This window comes from Paenibacillus sedimenti (assembly GCF_014534655.1).
GTDB lineage: Bacteria > Bacillota > Bacilli > Paenibacillales > NBRC-103111 > Paenibacillus_E > Paenibacillus_E sedimenti.
On the sequence record NZ_JACVVD010000006.1, the window covers coordinates 127,913 to 145,632 of the forward strand.

Annotated in this window: 17 protein-coding genes; 2 read left to right on the top strand and 15 right to left on the bottom strand. The window is 50.4% G+C overall.

The features are described 5' to 3' along the window. Window positions 1–353 precede the first annotated feature (353 nt). The 5 genes from fdhD to ICC18_RS18025 all read right to left on the bottom strand — a co-directional run bounded on the left by fdhD (window position 354) and on the right by ICC18_RS18025 (window position 5,620). The gene (gene fdhD / locus ICC18_RS18005) at window positions 354–1,151 is read right to left on the bottom strand and encodes a formate dehydrogenase accessory sulfurtransferase FdhD (protein WP_188175829.1); all 798 of its coding nucleotides are present in this window, start codon (window positions 1,149–1,151) and stop codon (window positions 354–356) included. A gap of 5 nt (window positions 1,152–1,156) precedes the next feature. Continuing rightward, complete coding sequence (locus ICC18_RS18010) at window positions 1,157–3,511, bottom strand: FdhF/YdeP family oxidoreductase (protein ID WP_188175830.1); 2,355 nt, start codon at window positions 3,509–3,511, stop codon at window positions 1,157–1,159. Window positions 3,512–3,950: 439 nt separating this feature from the next. Next, on the bottom strand, window positions 3,951–4,181 hold the full coding sequence (locus ICC18_RS18015; protein ID WP_188175831.1) for a sugar ABC transporter permease: 231 nt from the start codon (window positions 4,179–4,181) through the stop codon (window positions 3,951–3,953). Window positions 4,182–4,212: 31 nt separating this feature from the next. Further along, window positions 4,213–4,734: a tubby C-terminal domain-like protein gene (locus ICC18_RS18020; protein WP_188175832.1), complete on the bottom strand. Its 522-nt coding sequence runs from the start codon at window positions 4,732–4,734 to the stop codon at window positions 4,213–4,215. A 526-nt stretch (window positions 4,735–5,260) separates the two neighbouring features. Next, window positions 5,261–5,620 (bottom strand): Na-translocating system protein MpsC family protein, encoded by a 360-nt coding sequence (locus tag ICC18_RS18025; protein WP_188175833.1) that lies wholly within the window; start codon window positions 5,618–5,620, stop codon window positions 5,261–5,263. Between the two features lie 176 nt (window positions 5,621–5,796). On the opposite strand from ICC18_RS18025, the gene ICC18_RS18030 reads away from it, so the two are divergent. Further along, a complete protein-coding gene (locus ICC18_RS18030) occupies window positions 5,797–7,422 on the top strand; it encodes a copper amine oxidase N-terminal domain-containing protein (RefSeq protein WP_188175834.1) in 1,626 nt (541 codons plus the stop codon). Window positions 7,423–7,475: 53 nt separating this feature from the next. Here the strand turns inward: ICC18_RS18030 and ICC18_RS18035 are convergent, their stop codons facing one another. From ICC18_RS18035 to ICC18_RS18065, 7 genes are all read right to left on the bottom strand, one after another. Next, complete coding sequence (locus tag ICC18_RS18035) at window positions 7,476–8,489, bottom strand: ABC transporter substrate-binding protein (protein ID WP_188175835.1); 1,014 nt, start codon at window positions 8,487–8,489, stop codon at window positions 7,476–7,478. Window positions 8,490–8,833: 344 nt separating this feature from the next. Then, window positions 8,834–9,496: a DUF998 domain-containing protein gene (locus ICC18_RS18040; RefSeq protein ID WP_188175836.1), complete on the bottom strand. Its 663-nt coding sequence runs from the start codon at window positions 9,494–9,496 to the stop codon at window positions 8,834–8,836. A 19-nt stretch (window positions 9,497–9,515) separates the two neighbouring features. Further along, the gene (locus tag ICC18_RS18045) at window positions 9,516–10,325 is read right to left on the bottom strand and encodes an alpha/beta fold hydrolase (RefSeq protein WP_188175837.1); all 810 of its coding nucleotides are present in this window, start codon (window positions 10,323–10,325) and stop codon (window positions 9,516–9,518) included. A gap of 86 nt (window positions 10,326–10,411) precedes the next feature. Further along, window positions 10,412–10,783: a YciI family protein gene (locus tag ICC18_RS18050; protein ID WP_188175838.1), complete on the bottom strand. Its 372-nt coding sequence runs from the start codon at window positions 10,781–10,783 to the stop codon at window positions 10,412–10,414. 128 nt (window positions 10,784–10,911) lie between these two features. Further along, the gene (locus ICC18_RS18055; protein ID WP_188175839.1) at window positions 10,912–11,253 is read right to left on the bottom strand and encodes a DUF1801 domain-containing protein; all 342 of its coding nucleotides are present in this window, start codon (window positions 11,251–11,253) and stop codon (window positions 10,912–10,914) included. A 27-nt stretch (window positions 11,254–11,280) separates the two neighbouring features. Next, on the bottom strand, window positions 11,281–12,537 hold the full coding sequence (locus tag ICC18_RS18060) for an RNA polymerase sigma factor (RefSeq protein ID WP_312029551.1): 1,257 nt from the start codon (window positions 12,535–12,537) through the stop codon (window positions 11,281–11,283). Next, window positions 12,534–12,968: a YciI family protein gene (locus ICC18_RS18065; protein ID WP_188175840.1), complete on the bottom strand. Its 435-nt coding sequence runs from the start codon at window positions 12,966–12,968 to the stop codon at window positions 12,534–12,536. The genes ICC18_RS18060 and ICC18_RS18065 overlap by 4 nt, the downstream gene beginning before the upstream one ends. A gap of 339 nt (window positions 12,969–13,307) precedes the next feature. Between ICC18_RS18065 and ICC18_RS18070 the strand changes: the two genes are divergently transcribed. Continuing rightward, window positions 13,308–13,913: a TetR/AcrR family transcriptional regulator gene (locus ICC18_RS18070; protein ID WP_188175841.1), complete on the top strand. Its 606-nt coding sequence runs from the start codon at window positions 13,308–13,310 to the stop codon at window positions 13,911–13,913. Between the two features lie 88 nt (window positions 13,914–14,001). Here ICC18_RS18070 and ICC18_RS18075 read toward each other — a convergent pair whose 3' ends face one another. From ICC18_RS18075 to ICC18_RS18085, 3 genes are read right to left on the bottom strand one after another with little or no spacing between them, the layout of a single operon-like run. Then, window positions 14,002–15,648, bottom strand: coding sequence for an MFS transporter (locus tag ICC18_RS18075; RefSeq protein WP_188175842.1), 1,647 nt, complete (start codon window positions 15,646–15,648; stop codon window positions 14,002–14,004). 3 nt (window positions 15,649–15,651) lie between these two features. Beyond that, complete coding sequence (locus ICC18_RS18080) at window positions 15,652–16,917, bottom strand: RCC1 domain-containing protein (protein ID WP_188175843.1); 1,266 nt, start codon at window positions 16,915–16,917, stop codon at window positions 15,652–15,654. Between the two features lie 3 nt (window positions 16,918–16,920). Continuing rightward, window positions 16,921–17,661, bottom strand: coding sequence for a dioxygenase family protein (locus tag ICC18_RS18085; RefSeq protein WP_188175844.1), 741 nt, complete (start codon window positions 17,659–17,661; stop codon window positions 16,921–16,923). Window positions 17,662–17,720: the final 59 nt, after the last annotated feature.

A 17,720-nucleotide genomic window follows, 5' to 3' on the forward strand; every position in this document is an offset into this window, starting at 1 on the left:
GTGATTAAAGCCCTCCGTTCGTTAACAACGACACTTTGGGCGCTAAATCTAGCCGGTAACGTATAAATGAGGACATAGTGACCAAAGGACGCTAATTCTCGAACAATTTTCGTAAAGAAAGAACATTGTTCTCTGGAGCATTGATTGAGCCTATTCTGCCATCGATTAGCGTCAAATGATGGGCTAATTAATGACTTTGTTCGTTATTCAAGCCACGTGCTACACCCGGCCCTATAGGGACATGCCCCTCTCCGTAGATGGATATCGAGTTGTTGAGGAGGTACCGACCGCCGGTTTTAAGCCAAAACTTGGCTTTAACACGGAAAAATCGGGCTATCGCCAAGTCTCACGGCTCAAACTTCTAGTATTCGCTCCGGATGCGTATATACGGTCAGCTGATCCTTGCGGATAAAGCCGACCACCGTGATGCCAAGATCATCGGCAAGGCGAAGCGCCAAATCAGTTGGTGCGGATTTTGAGAGAAGGATGCCGACGCCGATCTTGGCTGCTTTCAGCGCCACTTCCGAGGACACGCGCCCGCTGAAAGCGATCAGCTTATCGCGGGCAGGGAGTCGGTGCCTCAGCATGTGTCCGTAAATTTTATCCAGCGCGTTATGCCGGCCGATGTCCGCTCTTGACAGCAACAACTTGTCAGCCGTACACAACGCTGCATTATGTAAGCCGCCCGTTGCCTTAAAATCATCGGACTGCTCCTGCAGCTCACGCATCAATTGAAAGCATTGATGAATCGAAATTTGCAGGGAAGTGCGGACGGTTTTGGCTGTCTGGGCATCGTTATGAAAATAAAACTGGCGGCTCTTGCCGCAGCATGACCCTATAAACCGCTTTGAAACCATCGCATGGTTGAGCTGATGCAGATGGCGCAGTTTCACATGCGCAAAGCCCCGATCCATTTCCAGGGTGAGGGTCTCGATCTGATCCACGAACCGAATCAAGCCCTCCGCAGCCAAAAAACCCGTTACCAAATCGATCACATCCGTCGGCGTACAGACTAAGGTGGCGAATTCTTCCCCATCGATTTTGATCGTGAGCGGTGCTTCAGCGGCAATGACATCTTCCTGCTCAAGCATTTCTGCGCCGTTATAGCGGTGGATTCGCCATGTCGTGGTGGAAGAAGGTTCATGCTCCATGCGCTTCACTCCATTTCAGTTTCCAGCTCTTGGATCCGCTTCTCGACATAGCGTGTATCTTTGTGAGCATGATAGGTTTCTGCCTTCTCAACAATAACAGCCGTGTTATACTCCGGAATTCCGGCATACGTCTCATACACGCCCTTGGGAATCAAGGCGTTGCCTTCGGGCCAATGCACCTCGATGTTGCCGGCCTTCACATCGGCCCGCTTTACCCTGCCGTGCATGCTGCCGTAGCCATTATAGACAACGATGGCCTCGCCTTCGCTCAAAGAAAGCGCAGACGCATCGTCGTCATGCATCAGCACATCGTACCGATCCGCATCGTTAAACGGATCGACTTCGCTGTAGATCATGGAATTGAACTGCTTGCCGCGGCGTGTCGTCACGGCAAAATGCCCTTCCGGCTTGCGCAGCTCCGGCAGCTCGATCGGCAGCAGCGCGCCTCGGCCGTCCGGCGTCGGACAGACGCCGTCCTCGCAGAGCCACGCGCCGCCCCACTGGAACACATCCCCGCGCTCCCGCAGGTGCTCGATGCCGTCATAGCTCGGCGCGGCCTGCGCGATCTCCGCGCGGATCGCTTCGGCGCTGCCGCAGCCGAGCAGCGCTGCGGCTTCGGGCTTCACGCGGCGGGCGAGATCGACATAGATCGCCCACTCCGCGCGGGCCTCGCCGATACGCGGGCCGGCGATCTCGGGCGAGAAGTACACCATCCGCTCCGTCGAGGTGGACGTGCCTCCTCCGGGCTGCTCGTAGCGCGTCATCGCGGGCAGCACCACCACCGCCTCCCGCGCGTCGACGAGCGTGGAGGTGTTCAGGATGATGTCCTGGTGGACACGGACATCTATATTATGAAGGGCCTGCCGGACGAACGCCGGGTCCGGCATCGTCTCTAGAAAATTGCCGCCGGATGTGTAGAACATCCGGAGCTTCCGCTCCTGCCCCTCGGGCAGGAGCGCGTTCTCGAGGGTGACGCCGACGATGTCACCCTGCCAGCCCGGCAGCTCGAAGCCCCAGAGCTGCTCGATGCGCTTGCGGTCGGCGGCGCTGCCCCATTCGCCGCCGGGCAGGCTGAAGGGATCGGCGCCCATTTCGCCGGATCCCTGGACGCCGCTGTGGCCGCGGATGGGCATCAGCCCGCAGTGCTCGCGGCCGAGAAAGCCCCGCAGGAGGGCGAGATTCGCCACCTGCGAGATGTTGTCCGTGCCGAAGCGGTGCTGTGTGAGCCCCATGCTCCACACGAAGACCGCGCTCTTGGCACGCGCCAGCAGCTCCGCGAACTCGCGCATGCGTTCGCGCGTCATGCCGGACGACTGCTCCAGCGTCGTCCAGTCCTGCTGCGCGACGTAGGCGCGCAGCTCATCATAGCCGTTCGTGTGCGCCTGCACGAACGCGTGATCAATGGCGGAGCCCGGCTGGCGCTCCTCCATCTCGAACCAGGTCTTCATGACGCCGTTCATGAAGCCGATATCGCCGCCGATGTTTACCTGATACACATCGTCGGCCAGCTTCGTGCCGAACAGCGCCGATTCGGCAATCGAAGGAATCCAGTACTGCTCCATGGAAGGCTCGTAGTACGGGTTAATGACAATGATTTTCGTCCCTTTGCGCTTGGCCGCATACATGTACTTCGTCGAGACCGGCTGGTTGTTCGCGGCCACGCTGCCCCAGAAGACCAGGACGTCCGTGCCGATCCAGTCCTTATAATTGCAGGTCGAGGCGCCGACGCCCACCGACCGCTTCAGCGCGGTCTTCGACGGCGAATGACAAATGCGCGAAGCGTTGTCGATATTGCTCGTACCGAGCAGCCTCGCCACCTTCGCGGCCACATAATACGACTCGTTCGTGATACCCCGGGCCGTCAGGTAAAAAGCCATCTGCTTCGGATCGATCGCCCGAATCTTCGCCGCAATCGTATCCAGCACCTCATCCCAGCTGGCGCGGCGGAATTTCCGCTCCCCCTGCCTGCGGATGAGCGGATACGGGATGCGCCCGAGCTGTCTGAGCTCGGTGCTGTTCATGCGGCGCAGCTCGTCGATGTCCGCGTGCAGCACGTCCTCGCGGATCGCGGGCATCGTATTCAGCCGTAGCACATTCAGCCGCGTCGTACAGAGATGCGGCCCCGCCAGCGTCTGGTCGTACAGCCCGGACACACCCAGGGCGCAGCCGTCGCAGACGCCCTGCGTCAGGATGCGGTATGCATAAGGCAAATTGTCTCGATTCTGCCAAGCGATTTTGGCCGTTTCCCGGATGTGATGCGGTTTGATCTTGCCAAGACCGAACGGTACCCGGCTTACCCACAGCTTCGGATCTGGTTTTGCCGGCAGCTTGATTGGCCCGGTATGTTTCGTTTCCCCCATTTTAAGCAGCTCCTCCGTTCTTTACTCTTCATTATTTTTTTCTATTTCTCTTCTTTCCCTTCTACATTGCTTCGCCTCTAACCAGTATCCTATTAACTCAGAATCCCACATATCTATACTGTATGCCCATGCAAATTGCCATTGTTAATCAAGCAAAAAACCACCGCAAAACAAGCCTCGGATCCCCTCATTAAAGGAAGCCTCAACTCATGTTTCACAGTGGTTAGTCTCCGGCAGGTTCGCTACCAAGTGCCAACAACACGCTCTTTAAGTATTGCTTTTATTAGGAAATTATTGAAATATTATCTATTGCCTAACTCTTCTCATCATATCAACTAAGTTCGCACCTGACAACAACATCTTGTTAGTCTCACATAATTCCATGTTTATTACTGATAATTATTATCAGTCTTACTCTATCTCTGCAGGCTAAAGGCCTCTATTGCTGCATATTGATTCTCTTAGTTTGTCTAGCGCTATCAACCATGCCAATAACCCATAGTATGATAAATACAAGACTAAAGATGGGAGAAACTATCTTGCTTAAAAAATAAGAAGTCAAGATTAAAGCAATAAAAATAATTCCTCGCAAAAAAAGTCCTAAGTAAAGATGGCCTAATCCTGATAATACAAAAGATAATAATACGGATACCCACTGTTTCTTTTTCAATTGAATTTCCTCCCTCAAAGTTCTATAAAAATTATTTTGCTGCATGCAGATAAGTATGGAAAATCCCTATCAGTAAAAGAACTTGGTTCTCGTAATTTTTATCCAATAGTTTAAAATGAACTTTTATAGGTAGCTTAAGAGACTCTTTCCATTCTGCAATAACTTGATCATTAAGTGCGATTTGTGCCCATTCAAAAAGGGACTTTCGCAATTGATATGTGTTTCCTTTATATTCAAAGGAAGTCTTTTCTCCCAAATCAAACAGTTTCTTGTCGATCAGTTGAATTTGATAATGTTCATTCCCCTCGTAATAATCGATAAGATACTGACGTCTCTTGACAAAACTGCGAACATGATGCGTTTTTACTATTAATTTGTTTTCTGCGTCTGTGATCGTGTAATCGGTAAATAGGTTTCCTTCCAAAATAATATCCATTATGCGCACTAATGTATTTGAATAGTTTCTTTGGATACAACCAATCATCTTTCCATTTTCATCGAAAATATTCGACGGTTTCGTGGAATAACGATTATGCCATTTATACTCATACATAAGTGCTCTTCCCTTCATAAAGTTGATTCATCATCAATCTCTTTATTAAAGCTTTTTTATTTTTGCTATTTCTACCCGGGAATTCGAGCTAAGAGAAGGAGCTTGCTGACTCGTGAAAAGATGTATAAATCGCGCTCAGTTGAAAGAAGGACATGAAGACGCCGGAATCATGGCCTTAAGGAAGCACAACAACGTCAAAGTGCTTATAGATCCCGGATGTGATGCGGTTTGATCTTGCCGAGACCGAACGGTATTCAGCTTACCCACAGCTTCGGATCTGGTTTTGCCGGCAGCTTGATTGGCCCGGTATGTTTCGTTTTCCCCATAATTGGATGATCTCCTTTATTGGACTGGTCTCCCGTGGCTAGCGGAAAGGAACAAAAAAACCACCGCAAAACAGCCCTTTCGGTTCTTATTGATAAGAATCGTCATGGAATGTTTCACAGTGGTTAGTCTCCGGCAGGGTCGCTACCAAGCGCCAACAGCACCTTATTTACAATCATTGATGTTATAGATAGGCTTCCTGTTATTTACTAAACTTCTTCTCCAAATCCTGATCAAAGACGAAAACCGACATCCCCACATCCTTCTGAATGTCGATATCGACGAATAGCCGCACGAATTTCGCGCCTAGCAGCTCTTCCATTTCCACTGGGGGATGATCCCGGTAAATCTCCTTGACCATTTCCGTGCGAGCCGTGCGGAGCATGTTCCTGCCATCGTCGGTCTTCGCGATAAACTTTTCCACGGGGGACAAGTTGCCTTCCATTTCACAAATCGCCCAGTGTCTCGAGAAGGTCGTCGTCACGCGCTCCGGACCCTTGCCCATATGACGCTTGCGGTATGCCTTCACCAGGTTACTGAATTCGGCCTCGATTCGATTCATCGGCCAGCCACCTTTACGTATGCTCTATTTATCTTAGCAAGAAAGCGCATACCTGACAACCAAAGCAATATCTTTTCAAAAAATGTGTCTTAACTCACTAATCCTACGAACTTTTTCGTGTATAATCTATCATACACCATCTTAGATTCTATCAAATTAAAGGAGTAGATTTCAGAATGCCGAACAAACGTTTACAAGGGTGGATCTCCACCGTACTCATCTTACTGCTCATCGCCTTAACGGGGTGTCAAGCTGTACAAGGTCTTGATATCGGGCAAGCTTTGGAAAACAGCGTGAATGTAAAATCAATAGAATCCAAGGGTTCTCTGGAATTAGAACTGGTTGAGGGTAACACCGATCAGCTTTCACCCCGGGAAAAGGCACTGATCCAAGCTCTGAAAAACACAAAAATTACGATCAAAAGCGCCAAACTCCAAGACAAGCAGCACGCATCCATTGACGCGGAACTTCAATACATAAAAGGTACGATTCCGTTCCGAATTGTCGTCGACGGCACCAAAATCATCATTCACATCGAAGGCGGTAAAAAGCCGATCGTCTTTGATCAAACGGCATTCGATGCCGACGGGGCGGCAACTCCATTGTCTCAGGAAATTCAGGATAAGTTAGCGAAAAGCGTAGAACAATTGCAGCCGGCACTCATTAAATTTTTCGTGACGAATGCGCCAAATCCAAATAAAATCTCCGTAACCAGTGTCTCGGAGCAAGTGAACAATGAAACGCTCAGCTTGCAAAAGGCGCACGTGGAATTGAACGGCAGCGAGCTGACCGGTCTTCTCAAGGTGTTTCTGACCAACATTCTCGCCGATGAAAAAGGGCTGAAAGAGCTGCTCGGCCAGCTGTATGACGTGATCATTCCGATTGTTAAAGAACAGATCAAAGACATGCAATCCCAATCGGGCGAAGATACCGGCGGATTAAACCGCATACCCGTCATGCAGGATTTAGCAATGGCCTATCTGGACAACAAAACCTTAGTCGTAGAATTCGCATACACAACGATTCAAGTATTTTTAAAGAAGGCTGTCGACGAATTTGATAAGACAATGGAGGACAGCATCTCTTCACCTTCCGCCAGCGCGCAACTGCAAGCTCTGCTCAGCGATCAAACAACACTCAAAGCCGATTACTACATCGATCAGGATAAGCAAATCCGTAAATCGTTGCTTGAGCTTCATATTCCTATTACCGAACCGGACGCCGGCGTATCTGCCATCAAGTTGAAGGCAGCATTCGAGAACTGGAATATCGGCAAATCCGTAACTGCGAGCACCATCGACACCTCCGGCGGCGTGCTGAATGTGGATTCGGATGCGTTCCAGGGTTATGCGATAGTAAACAATTTTGATAAAAACTCTTTATTCTACAAGCTGCTGAAAGATGATTTGAACGTTACCAAAAAAGAGCTGCATTTCATTGTCGAAAGTAATAATTCCTATGAAGATGATGATAGTCTGTATGGCCTGACCCAGCCATTTATCAACGAAGATGAGGTGACTATGGTTCCTATAAGATTCCTCTCCGAGCAGCTAGGAGCTGAGGTCAAATGGAATCCGGAGTTGAAGCAAGTTACGATCAAAGACGAATTAAACGGTACCCTCATCGTCATGACCGTCGGCAGTAAAACGGCAACGGTCGATGGCACCGGCGTAGCATTAGAGAGCGCTCCTGCGCTTAGAAACGGTGCAACTTATGTACCCATTCGTTTTATCGCAGAAAAGCTGGGCGCTAAAGTCGAGTTCGATCAAGATACTCAAGTCGTAACGATTACACGTGATTAAAAAAGACGTAAAAATGACCAGAGCGCCTTTGCTCCGGTCATTTTTCTTTTGCATTATTTTTTCAGGAAATACTTCTCCAAATCATCCAACAGCAAATTCGCTGCTTTAATACCGCCCGCCGTATTCCATACCGCATCGTTAACCTTATGAACGTTGCCTTTTTTCACGACATCGAGGTTTTTCCAAAGCGGGTCATTCAGCCACTCTTGCTCGGTTTTGTTTGCTTCACCTTTTTCATTATCGTAAGTGAAGTAGAAAAGCACGTCTCCGTTCATATCCGGAATGCGTTCCTTCTGGATCTCATCGGCGAACTTGTTTTGATCTTGCGGAGCAGGACGCTGGAAACCAAGCTTATTTAAAGCGACTCCGGAGAACGTGTCCTTCATATAGATGCGAACCTTGCCCGGCATGAAACGAACGATGGACACTTTCGTGTTCAATTTGTCGCCGGCTTTTTGTTTGAAATCAGCAATGCGTTTCTCGTAGTCACCGATGATTTTATCGCCCTCGGCCTTTTTATTTAAAGCTTCGGAGTAAAGCTTGAAATTAACTTGCCAGTCACCCATCAGTTTTTCGGAAAATACGGTCGGTGCGATAGCCGATAATTGCGCGTACACCTTCTCCTGACGGAGCTTATTGCCGATAATCAGGTCCGGCTTGAGCGCAGCGATCGCTTCCAGGTTCGGTTGGTTCTCGTCTCCAACGACTTTAACGCCTTCCATATCCGATTTAATGTGATCGTGCCAATCTCCCGTTACCGTAAAGGACTTTACTGCGCCAACAGGCTTAATGCCCATAGCCAAAACAGCTTCGGTGCCTTCATTCGTCAGCACAACGACTGTCTTGGGCGTGCCTTTGATCTTCGCTTCGCCCATTGCGTGCTTGACCGTATATTCTGCCGTACTGTTTTGCTTATTCTCCGCTGTCGGTGTGCTGCTTGCCGCAGCTTCCGGTTTCTTATTCTCTGTTTGCTGCCCGCAGCCTGCTAGAACGAGCATCATTACAGTTGCAAGAATTAGCAGCTTGCCCCCTAGATTGCGGTTTGCTTGGAATTTCTTTGTTAGCATAAATCTTTACCCTCCCTATATGTATGAGAACGATTATCATTGTCATTGTATATCCTAATGCCTATGGCTCTCCTTGTCAAGGTGTTCCGCAAACAAACCTTATGAGCTTTGCATCCGGCTTCGAACAAAAGTCCGTTTTTACCGGGAACACTATCCCACCGCGAACGGAACTACAATGCGCTATCCCCGACAATTCGGCCTCACTACGATGTCCGGTTAGAATATTCGCGAAAAACGTACGCTAAGCAACACATTTAAGTAAATAGCCAGTCTCCTGAAATTTTTGGCGTTAAAAAACACACTCGTCAGTGACGAATGTGTCTCGTAGCCTTCCTAATATGAACCTATGCTCTAGAGACTTCAGCGCGCAATCGTACGGAAAGAGCCGAAACCCATCCGAACGCCACCAATCCGGCGCACCCCATAATAACGCCGATCCAACTATTCATGACCATGCCCACTGCGATAAGCAAAGGAGAAATGATGCCCGTCGCTATGCAATAGGTCTTCCAGCTGCGATCGCCTAGCGCGGCAAACCGGCGGGCAAAAACAAAACATGCCGCAACCAGGCAGATGAATGCCGTAAAGAAAGCCAAAGAATGGATGGCCGCAGAGCTGCTCATCGACGTCGGCATGCCCTCAGGGGCACCGGGAGGAAAGCTGAGGCCAGGATCTGGACGGAACAGCCCGGCCACTATCATGCCGATCCCGTAAATCCCGATGAGCAATGGTCCCCATGCTCCTCCCTTGCCGCCTTGCAGCAAACTGCGAATTCCTATGGCTGCCAACACCGCGAGACAGCCGGTGACGATAAAATCGGCACTCTGAATCCAACCCAAATCGCCCAGCGTTAAGGTGCTGATGGCGTGACGCCTAATATCGAATCCCGTACGCGTGAATGCTTGGACGATGGCTACTGCGAAAAACAACGGTGCTGAAACCGCCCCACCGATCAGTAGCAGTTTATTCAAATTTAGATTGCTCTTTTGGACAATTACATTTTGCATAGAGATCTTCCTCTCATAATTATTTTCCCATAAAAAATGTCGCAAGCTCTGATGAAATGATCTTCGCATCAAGCTTTTTCGTGTGGCCGAGTCCCTTCTTGCTTTTCAGTTGCGAAAGGGGGAGCGCCTTGGCCAGCGCCTGAGAGGCGCGACGTATCGAAACCGGGCTCTCCGTGCCCTCGAGCACCAGCGTCGGCATTTGGACCGTACTCCACGTATCTGCGGGTAGTGGCTTTCCGGCCGTATATCCTTCGAGCAAAGCCGCATCATAAGGGATCGTGTGCGCCACTGCCAACAGGTTAGACCATACACCCGGCATCAAGCGCATGATCCCGACAACGAAAGAAGGTGCTCCCATCCCTTTGGTCATGAAATATTTGATGGCTTCGGCACGGCGATTGTTCGCAATCAACTCCGTCACTTGCTTGATAAAATCTTTTGGCGGCTGGCGGTCCGCCGCATCAACGATGAACGGAGGCTCATGCAGCGCCAATTTCGTGATGTTTGCCCCACTCGCCGCTGCCTGTAGAGCAAGAACCGCGCCGGACGACAGCCCCCATACATAAGCTGAGCCGCCTGCCTCATTGATCAAAGCCTGGAGATCTTCGATCTCTCGCTCGATGGCATAGGGTTGCTTGTCTCCGCTTTCCCCGCGACCGCGGCGGTCATAATTGTAGACCGTGAAGAGCTCCGATAATAGGGAGGCCAACTTCACCAGTCCCGGGAATTTCCGGTAGCTGAACGCTCCTCCAACTAAGATAAGCGATGGGCCTTGACCGGTTTTGTCATAGGCAATCTTGGTGCCGTCTTTCGATGTTACTGTGTACATGGAAATTCTCCTTTGTAGTATATTTATCCGAGTCTCTATTAAAGCGACGAACCACCGACGGGAGAATCGACACATCAGAAAAAAAATTATAGAAAATAATCAGGAAAATCTTTCACCTGACGAAGCTCGATCTCTCCTTCGCCGAATCCGTGGGGATCCGGCATCCGGAATGCCCATTCGATCGCTTCTTCTCTCGATTTGACCTCTATTAGCGTGAAGCCGGCGACGAGTTCTCTTGTTTCGTAAAAAGGGCCTTCCGTCATGACCGCTTCGTCTCCCGGAACAGGGTAAGAGAGACGGCTACCGCTTGAGCTCGGAAGAAGATCTTCGGAGGCGAGCAGCACCCCGGCTCTCGCCAATTGTTCCTTGTACTTCCGCATCTCTTCAATCACCTCTCGTCTTGACGGATGTCCGGATTCGGAATCATTCGTCGCTCTGATGATCATCATGAATCGCATCGTGTGTACCTCCTATTTTTAAGGCATTCGTATTGCCTCTACCAATACAACGAATGGGATACATGAGAATCGACAGGTTGGAGGGATTTTTGAAATAAGAAACCGCCCAATGATGGGCGGCGTTCGTGTTATAGCGTACTGGAGGCTTGTTTTACCAAATCGGTTAGCATTCCGTCATCAATCTGTTGGCCGTTGCGGAACTTGATCGTCTTCCGTTCCGGAGGGCCGTCAAACAACCCTTCGGGCAGCTCCAGTCCTGTCGCGTTGAAAATCGTGAAGCTTACAGCGTCCTTTGAATTCGAGATCACCGCAGCATATTTTTTGTTTCTAAGAAAATGAGGCTTGTTATATTGCATGCGCTCCTGAACGTCGGGAATCGCGTTGTGAACGACTTGGCGCAAATCATGGCACAGCCGGGCCTGCCACGGTTCTTTGACTTTCTCAATAAACTCGGTAACTTCTTGGCTCATTTGAACTTCTCCTCTCGTATCCTTGCCTTATTCCACAGTGCAATCGGAAGCGCGCCGCAAGAGTAACTCGCGTTCCTTTTCATTGCGCGCCAAGGTTGCAGCACGTTTGAATTCTATTGATGCTTCCTGTTTGCGGTCCAGCTTCATGAGGAAATCCCCTCGTACGCTGGGTAAAAGATGATAGTTTTTCAAGGACGGTTCTTGCATTAACGAATCAGCAACTTCCAGGCCCACTTCTGGCCCGAACGCCATCGACAGCGCGACAGCGCGATTCAGTTCGACTACAGGCGACGGTGCGACTTGGGAGAGAGCGTCGTAAAGCGCCGAAATCCGGACCCAGTCCGTCTCCGAAGCCGCACAGGCACGAGCGTGGCACGCCGCGATTGAGGCTTGAATCAGGTAGGGACCGAATGCTTTGCCTAGACGCTCGGCCCGTGTTATTGCGGCCAGCCCCCGGCGGATGAGCAGGTGATCCCATAGCGACCGGTTCTGGTCCATGAGTAGAATTGGTTCTCCGCTAGGGCTGACCCGCGCCCGGAATCTGGACGATTGAATTTCCATCAGTGCTACGAGTCCATGGACTTCCGGTTCGTCGGGTGCTATCTCAGCCAATATCCGTCCAAGCCGAAGCGCCTCATCGCAGAGCAAAGGTCGAATCCAGCTTCCGCCGGAAGACGCGGCATATCCCTCGTTGAACATGAGGTAGATGACCTCGAGCACAGACGACAATCGCGCTGCCAGCTCGTTCTTCGGCGGCAATTCGAATGGGACGCGCGCGGCCGCGAGCGTGCGCTTCGCTCGAACGATCCGCTGTGCGACGGTCGGTTCCGGAACGAGGAACGCGCTTGCGATTTCTTCGGTCGTCAATCCCCCGAGCAGCCGGAGCGTGAGCGCCACCCGAGCCTCGGCGGAAAGAACAGGATGGCACGTCGTGAAGATGAGGCGAAGGAGATCATCACCGACGGGATCGTCAAGCGCCTCATCCCAATCCGGCTCGTGCTGCCTGTCGATCTCCCAGCCTAGCTCCTCGTATTTGCGGTCGCGCAGCTTATTCCTGCGCAGGTGATCAATAGCCCGACGTTTTGCGGTTGTCATCAGCCACGCTCCGGGTTTGTCGGGTATGCCCATCTCCTGCCACCGTTCAAGCGCGATGACAAGCGCATCTTGCGCCAGATCCTCGGCAAGCCCCACATCGCGTACCATACGTGCCAGGCCGGCGATGATTCTGGCCGACTCGATTCTCCAGATTCCATCGATGGTGCGGTGGACGGCGGATTCCTTCACGACCTCGGCTTCCTCGTGACCCGTGCTCGCATTTCAGTTTCCTTAGCTAACGCTTCCGGATTCTGAGTCAGTTCCGGCGCCTCGAACACTTGGCGCAGCTCGATTTCCCCTTCCCCGAAGCCATGCGGATCGGGCATCCGCATCGCCCACTCGATCGCCTCTTCCCTCGACTTCACCTCGATCAACGTGAACCCCGCGATCAGCTCCTTCGCTTCCGTGTAAGGGCCGTCTACCACCTTCGGCTTTCCACCCGGCTCGGGATAAGAGATGCGAATCGCGCTCGAACTCGGGTGGAGTCCTTCCGCTGCGACCAACACGCCGGCCCTTGCCAACTCCTCGTTGTACCTAGCCATCGCGTCAAAAAGCTCTTGACTTGGCATGGCGCCCGCCTCGGAATCTTTTGTTGCTTTGACGATCATCATGAATCTCATCGAGAATCTCCTCCTGGTTTATGATTTGCCTCTATATTCGCAACGAACAGGAGACATCAGAATCGACAGGTCGAAAATAATATTTATAACTTCCTTTTATCACTAGGTTTGGCCTATTCGAACCCAGCCTTAATAAAGACAACGAATGAGAAACGAAAAAATCGATAGATTCCCAAAATAGGTTACTTTCTATTAAATGTAATTTTTTGGTCACGACGATAATATACGATTTAATCAACCATTCGTCAAGTAATATCAACCAATTAGTCTAATAAAAATTGACTTTAAACCCTAAAATCACTACGATATAGCTAATGTAAGTACTGGAGGTAAAATTTAATGGGGGAAATAAGAAATGCTGAACGTACTCGGAAAGCGATACTCCAAGCAGCAAAGGAAGAATTTTATGATAAAGGTTACAGGGGGGCTAGAATTGAAGCGATTGCGAAAAGAGCTGGATGCAATAAACAATTAATCTATCATTACTTTAAAAGCAAAGATCAGCTCATTAATGAAGTTATCGATGATTTCCTTACATCATCGCCACAAGGTAATTTTGCTCTTCCGTCAAATCCTGTACAGATTGCGGAATTCAGATACAAAGTCAATGTGGAACATTTAATGGATTTTTTAAAATATACAGCTTGGGAAGCTATAGAGTCGATCCCTGAAAATAGTAACGGAGTAGAACGCAGGATGAAAGTCCTGCATTCTTATGTTGAGGATATGAAGTCTAAACAGGAGATGGGATTGGTGCCACAGGAGCTGGACCCGGCTCTAATCACCTTAATGATTTCTAGTCTGACGATTTACCCTCTTCTTTACAGTAACGTTACGCGTATGATCACTGGGTATTCTGCAGAGGACCCGGAATTTCAAAAGCAATGGGCACAGTATCTACACCTTATTAGTGAACGCATTTTTGAATATGTAAAACCGAAATAGCCCGATTAACTAGAAAAATACTGTGGGGGCATTTTCATCAACAGTATCATTTCTTGCTGTTCAACGAACATTCATCCCTTCCTCGGTTTCAATCATCGTCTTCCAGCAGTTCGGCTAGTTCTTCGCGATCCGCCTCATTAGCTGTCTTATGAATTGTGCCGTAAGGGTGTTCGGACGGCGCGTAGATGCTGTAGATTTTGAGTGGTTTACTCCCCGTGTTGATGACGTTATGGAACATGCCGGCGGGAACCATAATGGCGCTATCCGTTTGGGCCTCTTGCTCGAATGACAGGTCATCTTCACGTGCTCCCATTTGCACAAGGCCGTGGCCGTCTTCAATTCGCAAGAACTGGTCGATATATTTGTGTACTTCCAAACCGACCTCGCCGCCTACAGGGATCGACATAACCGTCACTTGCAGCTGCTGACCGGTCCAGATTGCGGTGCGGAAATTATCGTTCTCGATCGTCAGCTTTTTGATATCCGTCACGTATGGTTTTCGGCCAAAATCAGTTGTGCTATTGTAATCGCGCTGCTGAGTAAAAAACAGGTATGCCGCGAGTCCTACCGCCAGCAATCCGGTAATCGCAAAAACCGTTTTAGCGCCAAAACCTGCCCAGGCCAGACCAATGACCAGCGTTCCAATAAGTGTAGCAACCGCCTGAAAAGCCATCATAACGCCAAGGCCGGTAGCGCGGTCTTTTTGCTTAATATGGAGCGACATCCAGGCACTCGTCAGGCCTTCGTAGACACTCTGGAAGACCGCATAAATGACGAAGGCGGCAAAGACAAGCAAGAGCGGAAGTTCGTTTTGGCTTAGCAGCATATACGTTGCGCCAAGCGATAGCGCGCCAATAGCGAAGGTTTTAACAAAACCGATTCGATCACTCAGCGAACCGAAATAGTAGATGATGAATGTGCCCGTTAGGTTGTAAGCTACGTAGGCACTAATAATCAGCAGATCGCTCAGACCCAGCTCGCGGGCGCGAAGCAGCAGGTAAATGTCGGTGCTTTTTAGTAACGTAATGACCGTAATGAGATACAGAACGCGTTTATAATTCGGTGTGGCCGTCTTGTAATGCAGCTTCAGGCGACGATACAAGCCTTTCATACCGTCCTTTTCAGCAGTAGGAAGATCGGTCTTTTCTTTGGACTCTTTAATAAACCACCCTGCAATGATTGCGCCGATCCCCGGAATAACCGTCAGACCGATAATGAAAGGAATGTTATCACTATACACATACATAATCGCCAGGGTAATCAGCGGACCGAGTGTGGCGCCCAGCGTATCCGCGGTGCGGTGAAAACCAAACACCCGGCCTCGGGTAACAGGGGTAGAAACATCGGCGAGCAAAGCGTCACGCGGAGCGCTGCGCACCCCCTTACCAAAGCGATCAAGCAATCGAAAGCCGAAAATCGCCCAATAAGTCGGGAATAGTCCCATCAACGGTTTAGCGAGCGCTGAAATCGTGTAGCCGATATTTATCAGGCCTTTTCGCTGCTGCAGGCTGTCTGAGTAGACCCCGCTTACCAGCTTGATCACTCCGGCAACGAGCTGCGTAATCCCTTCAATCAAACCAATCAGAATAACACCGTAACCGATATCACTGAGGTACAGCGGCATGATCGGATAGAGCATCTCGGTAGCGATATCCGTAAAAAAGCTGACAATCGACAGAAGAATGACATTACGGGATAAAAATGAGGTGGATTTTCGTTTAGTGGTTGGGTTCATCGTTTAATAAGCCAATACAAAGGCTCCCCCTGCTATAATATGGGTTTTATTCGAAATACTCGTGAGACTTGGAGTAGAGTTGTAGCTGGTCTTCTGGATGCCGGGCGTTTGGTCGTTTTTGTTGACACCCCACGCCCATACGCGACCTTCTTTATCGAGTGCCAGGGAAAAGTCGTGGCCGGCGGCGATACTCGTAATCGTCGGCAAGCCTGCAACCACTTCGGGTTCAAATACCCCTTCAAGATTGCCGAGGTTTTTCCCCAGTTGCCCCGTGTTATCGGCCCCCCATGCCCACACCTTCCCATTCCGATCGAGCGCCATGGAGTGCCGTGTGCTGGTTGCGAGCGATACAATGCCTTCCAGTCCCGGAATGGTCTCGGCCGGAACAATATCGGCCGTTGGATAGCCCAACTGCCCATAAGCATTACAGCCTTTTGATTTGACCGTACCGTCGGCTTGCAGCGCCAATACATGGCCGAAGCCCGCCACAATCTGAGCACTGCCGGCCAGTTCGGGAATTTCAATGGGCGTCAGGCTGCTGACGGCCACAAAGCCCTGAAACTCACAAAGCTCCTGCGTATCGCTGCTGCTTGGATCGGCATTCGCATCGATATAGTAACTGATTCCGGTTGCCGACTGGCCGATCAGCTGCATGAGTTCGGCAAACGTCCGTTTGGTGTCGTGCGCACATTGGGCTCCCCAACCGTAGACTTTACCGTTTTCAAGCGTTACCAGGGAAAAGCGGTGACCGGCGGTTACGCTAGTGGCTTTGCCCGGCAAGCTGATTGGGGTCGGTTTGCGAAGATCAGTTCTGTCGCCCGTGCCGAGCTGCCCGGCGATGTTATTGCCCCAGACCCAAACATTGCCTTCAAGATCAAGCGCCATGCTATGGCGAAAGCCTGCGCTAATTTGATTGATTTTCGGCAACCCCTCAATCTTCTGCGGACCGCTCACAACGCCTTTAGCGCTGTTAATACCGACTTGACCGTAAGTATTATCGCCCCAGGCGTACATCGTGCCATTTTCAGTGAGAACCAGCGAATGGTCGAAACCGGCTGCCACCTGCGAGACTTTCTCGGCGATATCAATCGTGCTGCTCGTGCCGCTGGTTGAGTAGTTGGCGAGCTGACCGTGGGCGTTTTTGCCGCTGCCCGAGATAACGGTCTCACTGACCATACTTTTTGGAAACAAGCTATAAATCGCGCCAGCAATCACTGCGATAGCAACGATGCCAAAGATCATTTTATGCGGGGCCATATATCTGCTCATAAATTAATTAGCGGCCAATCGGTAATTAAAGGTAGTCGTAGGTACGCCGTCAACAGTGGTGAAAGCGACTTGGTTATACTTTGGTAAGCTTTGTGCAATGTTATCTTGAGCGGCGGTCATTTGGTCGCCGGATAAGCTTGGGATAATCAATTGAGTAATAACGCCTTTGTAACCACTTGCCGTTGTGTTGGTATGAATATGGCGCGTACGGCCCGTGTATTCGCCCGGATAAATCGTCGTGTATTCATAGTAACCCTTCTCGTCGGTCAGTACGTAGCCGCGAAGAGATAGCTGATCGTCACTATACTTGCTGGCCGCCCCATTGGAATTCGGGTGGTAATTCCCGCTGTCATCGGCATGCCATATTTCAACTTTGGCGCCTGCAATCGGTGTTGTGCCGCTGGCACCTGCATAGACATAACCTTGTACCTTGATCTTCTTGCCTGTTAGGTTATCATAGTTCAAATTGCCGTTAGTCAACTGGCTGGTGCCGGTAACATAATAGGGACCTTGCGTGACTTGCTGAGTCAGTCCACTATCGTCCGCCGCTGTTGAGGCGTTGCCGGAAGACGTACCGGCATTGGATGACGAACTGCTAGCGGGTGACGGATTGCTAGTAGATGACGGATTGCTAGTGGTCGCAGCTCCGCCGGAATTGTTGCCGGTTTGATTTGGTGCCGTGCAGCCGCTTAAGATTGCCACACCTAGAATGGTGGAAATGATGAGCGAATTTCGTCTTTTCATAAGAATATCCTCTTCCTTTGTCAATGATTATAAAACGGTCGGCGGGCCCTGCCTTGGTA

Bases quoted from the DNA above. Each gene is read 5' to 3' on its own strand.
- fdhD (WP_188175829.1), bottom strand. From the start codon at position 1,151: ATGGAGCATGAACCTTCTTCCACCACGACATGGCGAATCCACCGCTAT.
- ICC18_RS18010 (WP_188175830.1), bottom strand. From the start codon at position 3,511: ATGGGGGAAACGAAACATACCGGGCCAATCAAGCTGCCGGCAAAACCA.
- ICC18_RS18020 (WP_188175832.1), bottom strand. From the start codon at position 4,734: ATGTATGAGTATAAATGGCATAATCGTTATTCCACGAAACCGTCGAAT.
- ICC18_RS18025 (WP_188175833.1), bottom strand. From the start codon at position 5,620: ATGAATCGAATCGAGGCCGAATTCAGTAACCTGGTGAAGGCATACCGC.
- ICC18_RS18030 (WP_188175834.1), top strand. From the start codon at position 5,797: ATGCCGAACAAACGTTTACAAGGGTGGATCTCCACCGTACTCATCTTA.
- ICC18_RS18035 (WP_188175835.1), bottom strand. From the start codon at position 8,489: ATGCTAACAAAGAAATTCCAAGCAAACCGCAATCTAGGGGGCAAGCTG.
- ICC18_RS18040 (WP_188175836.1), bottom strand. From the start codon at position 9,496: ATGCAAAATGTAATTGTCCAAAAGAGCAATCTAAATTTGAATAAACTG.
- ICC18_RS18045 (WP_188175837.1), bottom strand. From the start codon at position 10,325: ATGTACACAGTAACATCGAAAGACGGCACCAAGATTGCCTATGACAAA.
- ICC18_RS18050 (WP_188175838.1), bottom strand. From the start codon at position 10,783: ATGCGATTCATGATGATCATCAGAGCGACGAATGATTCCGAATCCGGA.
- ICC18_RS18055 (WP_188175839.1), bottom strand. From the start codon at position 11,253: ATGAGCCAAGAAGTTACCGAGTTTATTGAGAAAGTCAAAGAACCGTGG.
- ICC18_RS18065 (WP_188175840.1), bottom strand. From the start codon at position 12,968: ATGAGATTCATGATGATCGTCAAAGCAACAAAAGATTCCGAGGCGGGC.
- ICC18_RS18070 (WP_188175841.1), top strand. From the start codon at position 13,308: ATGGGGGAAATAAGAAATGCTGAACGTACTCGGAAAGCGATACTCCAA.
- ICC18_RS18075 (WP_188175842.1), bottom strand. From the start codon at position 15,648: ATGAACCCAACCACTAAACGAAAATCCACCTCATTTTTATCCCGTAAT.
- ICC18_RS18080 (WP_188175843.1), bottom strand. From the start codon at position 16,917: ATGAGCAGATATATGGCCCCGCATAAAATGATCTTTGGCATCGTTGCT.
- ICC18_RS18085 (WP_188175844.1), bottom strand. From the start codon at position 17,661: ATGAAAAGACGAAATTCGCTCATCATTTCCACCATTCTAGGTGTGGCA.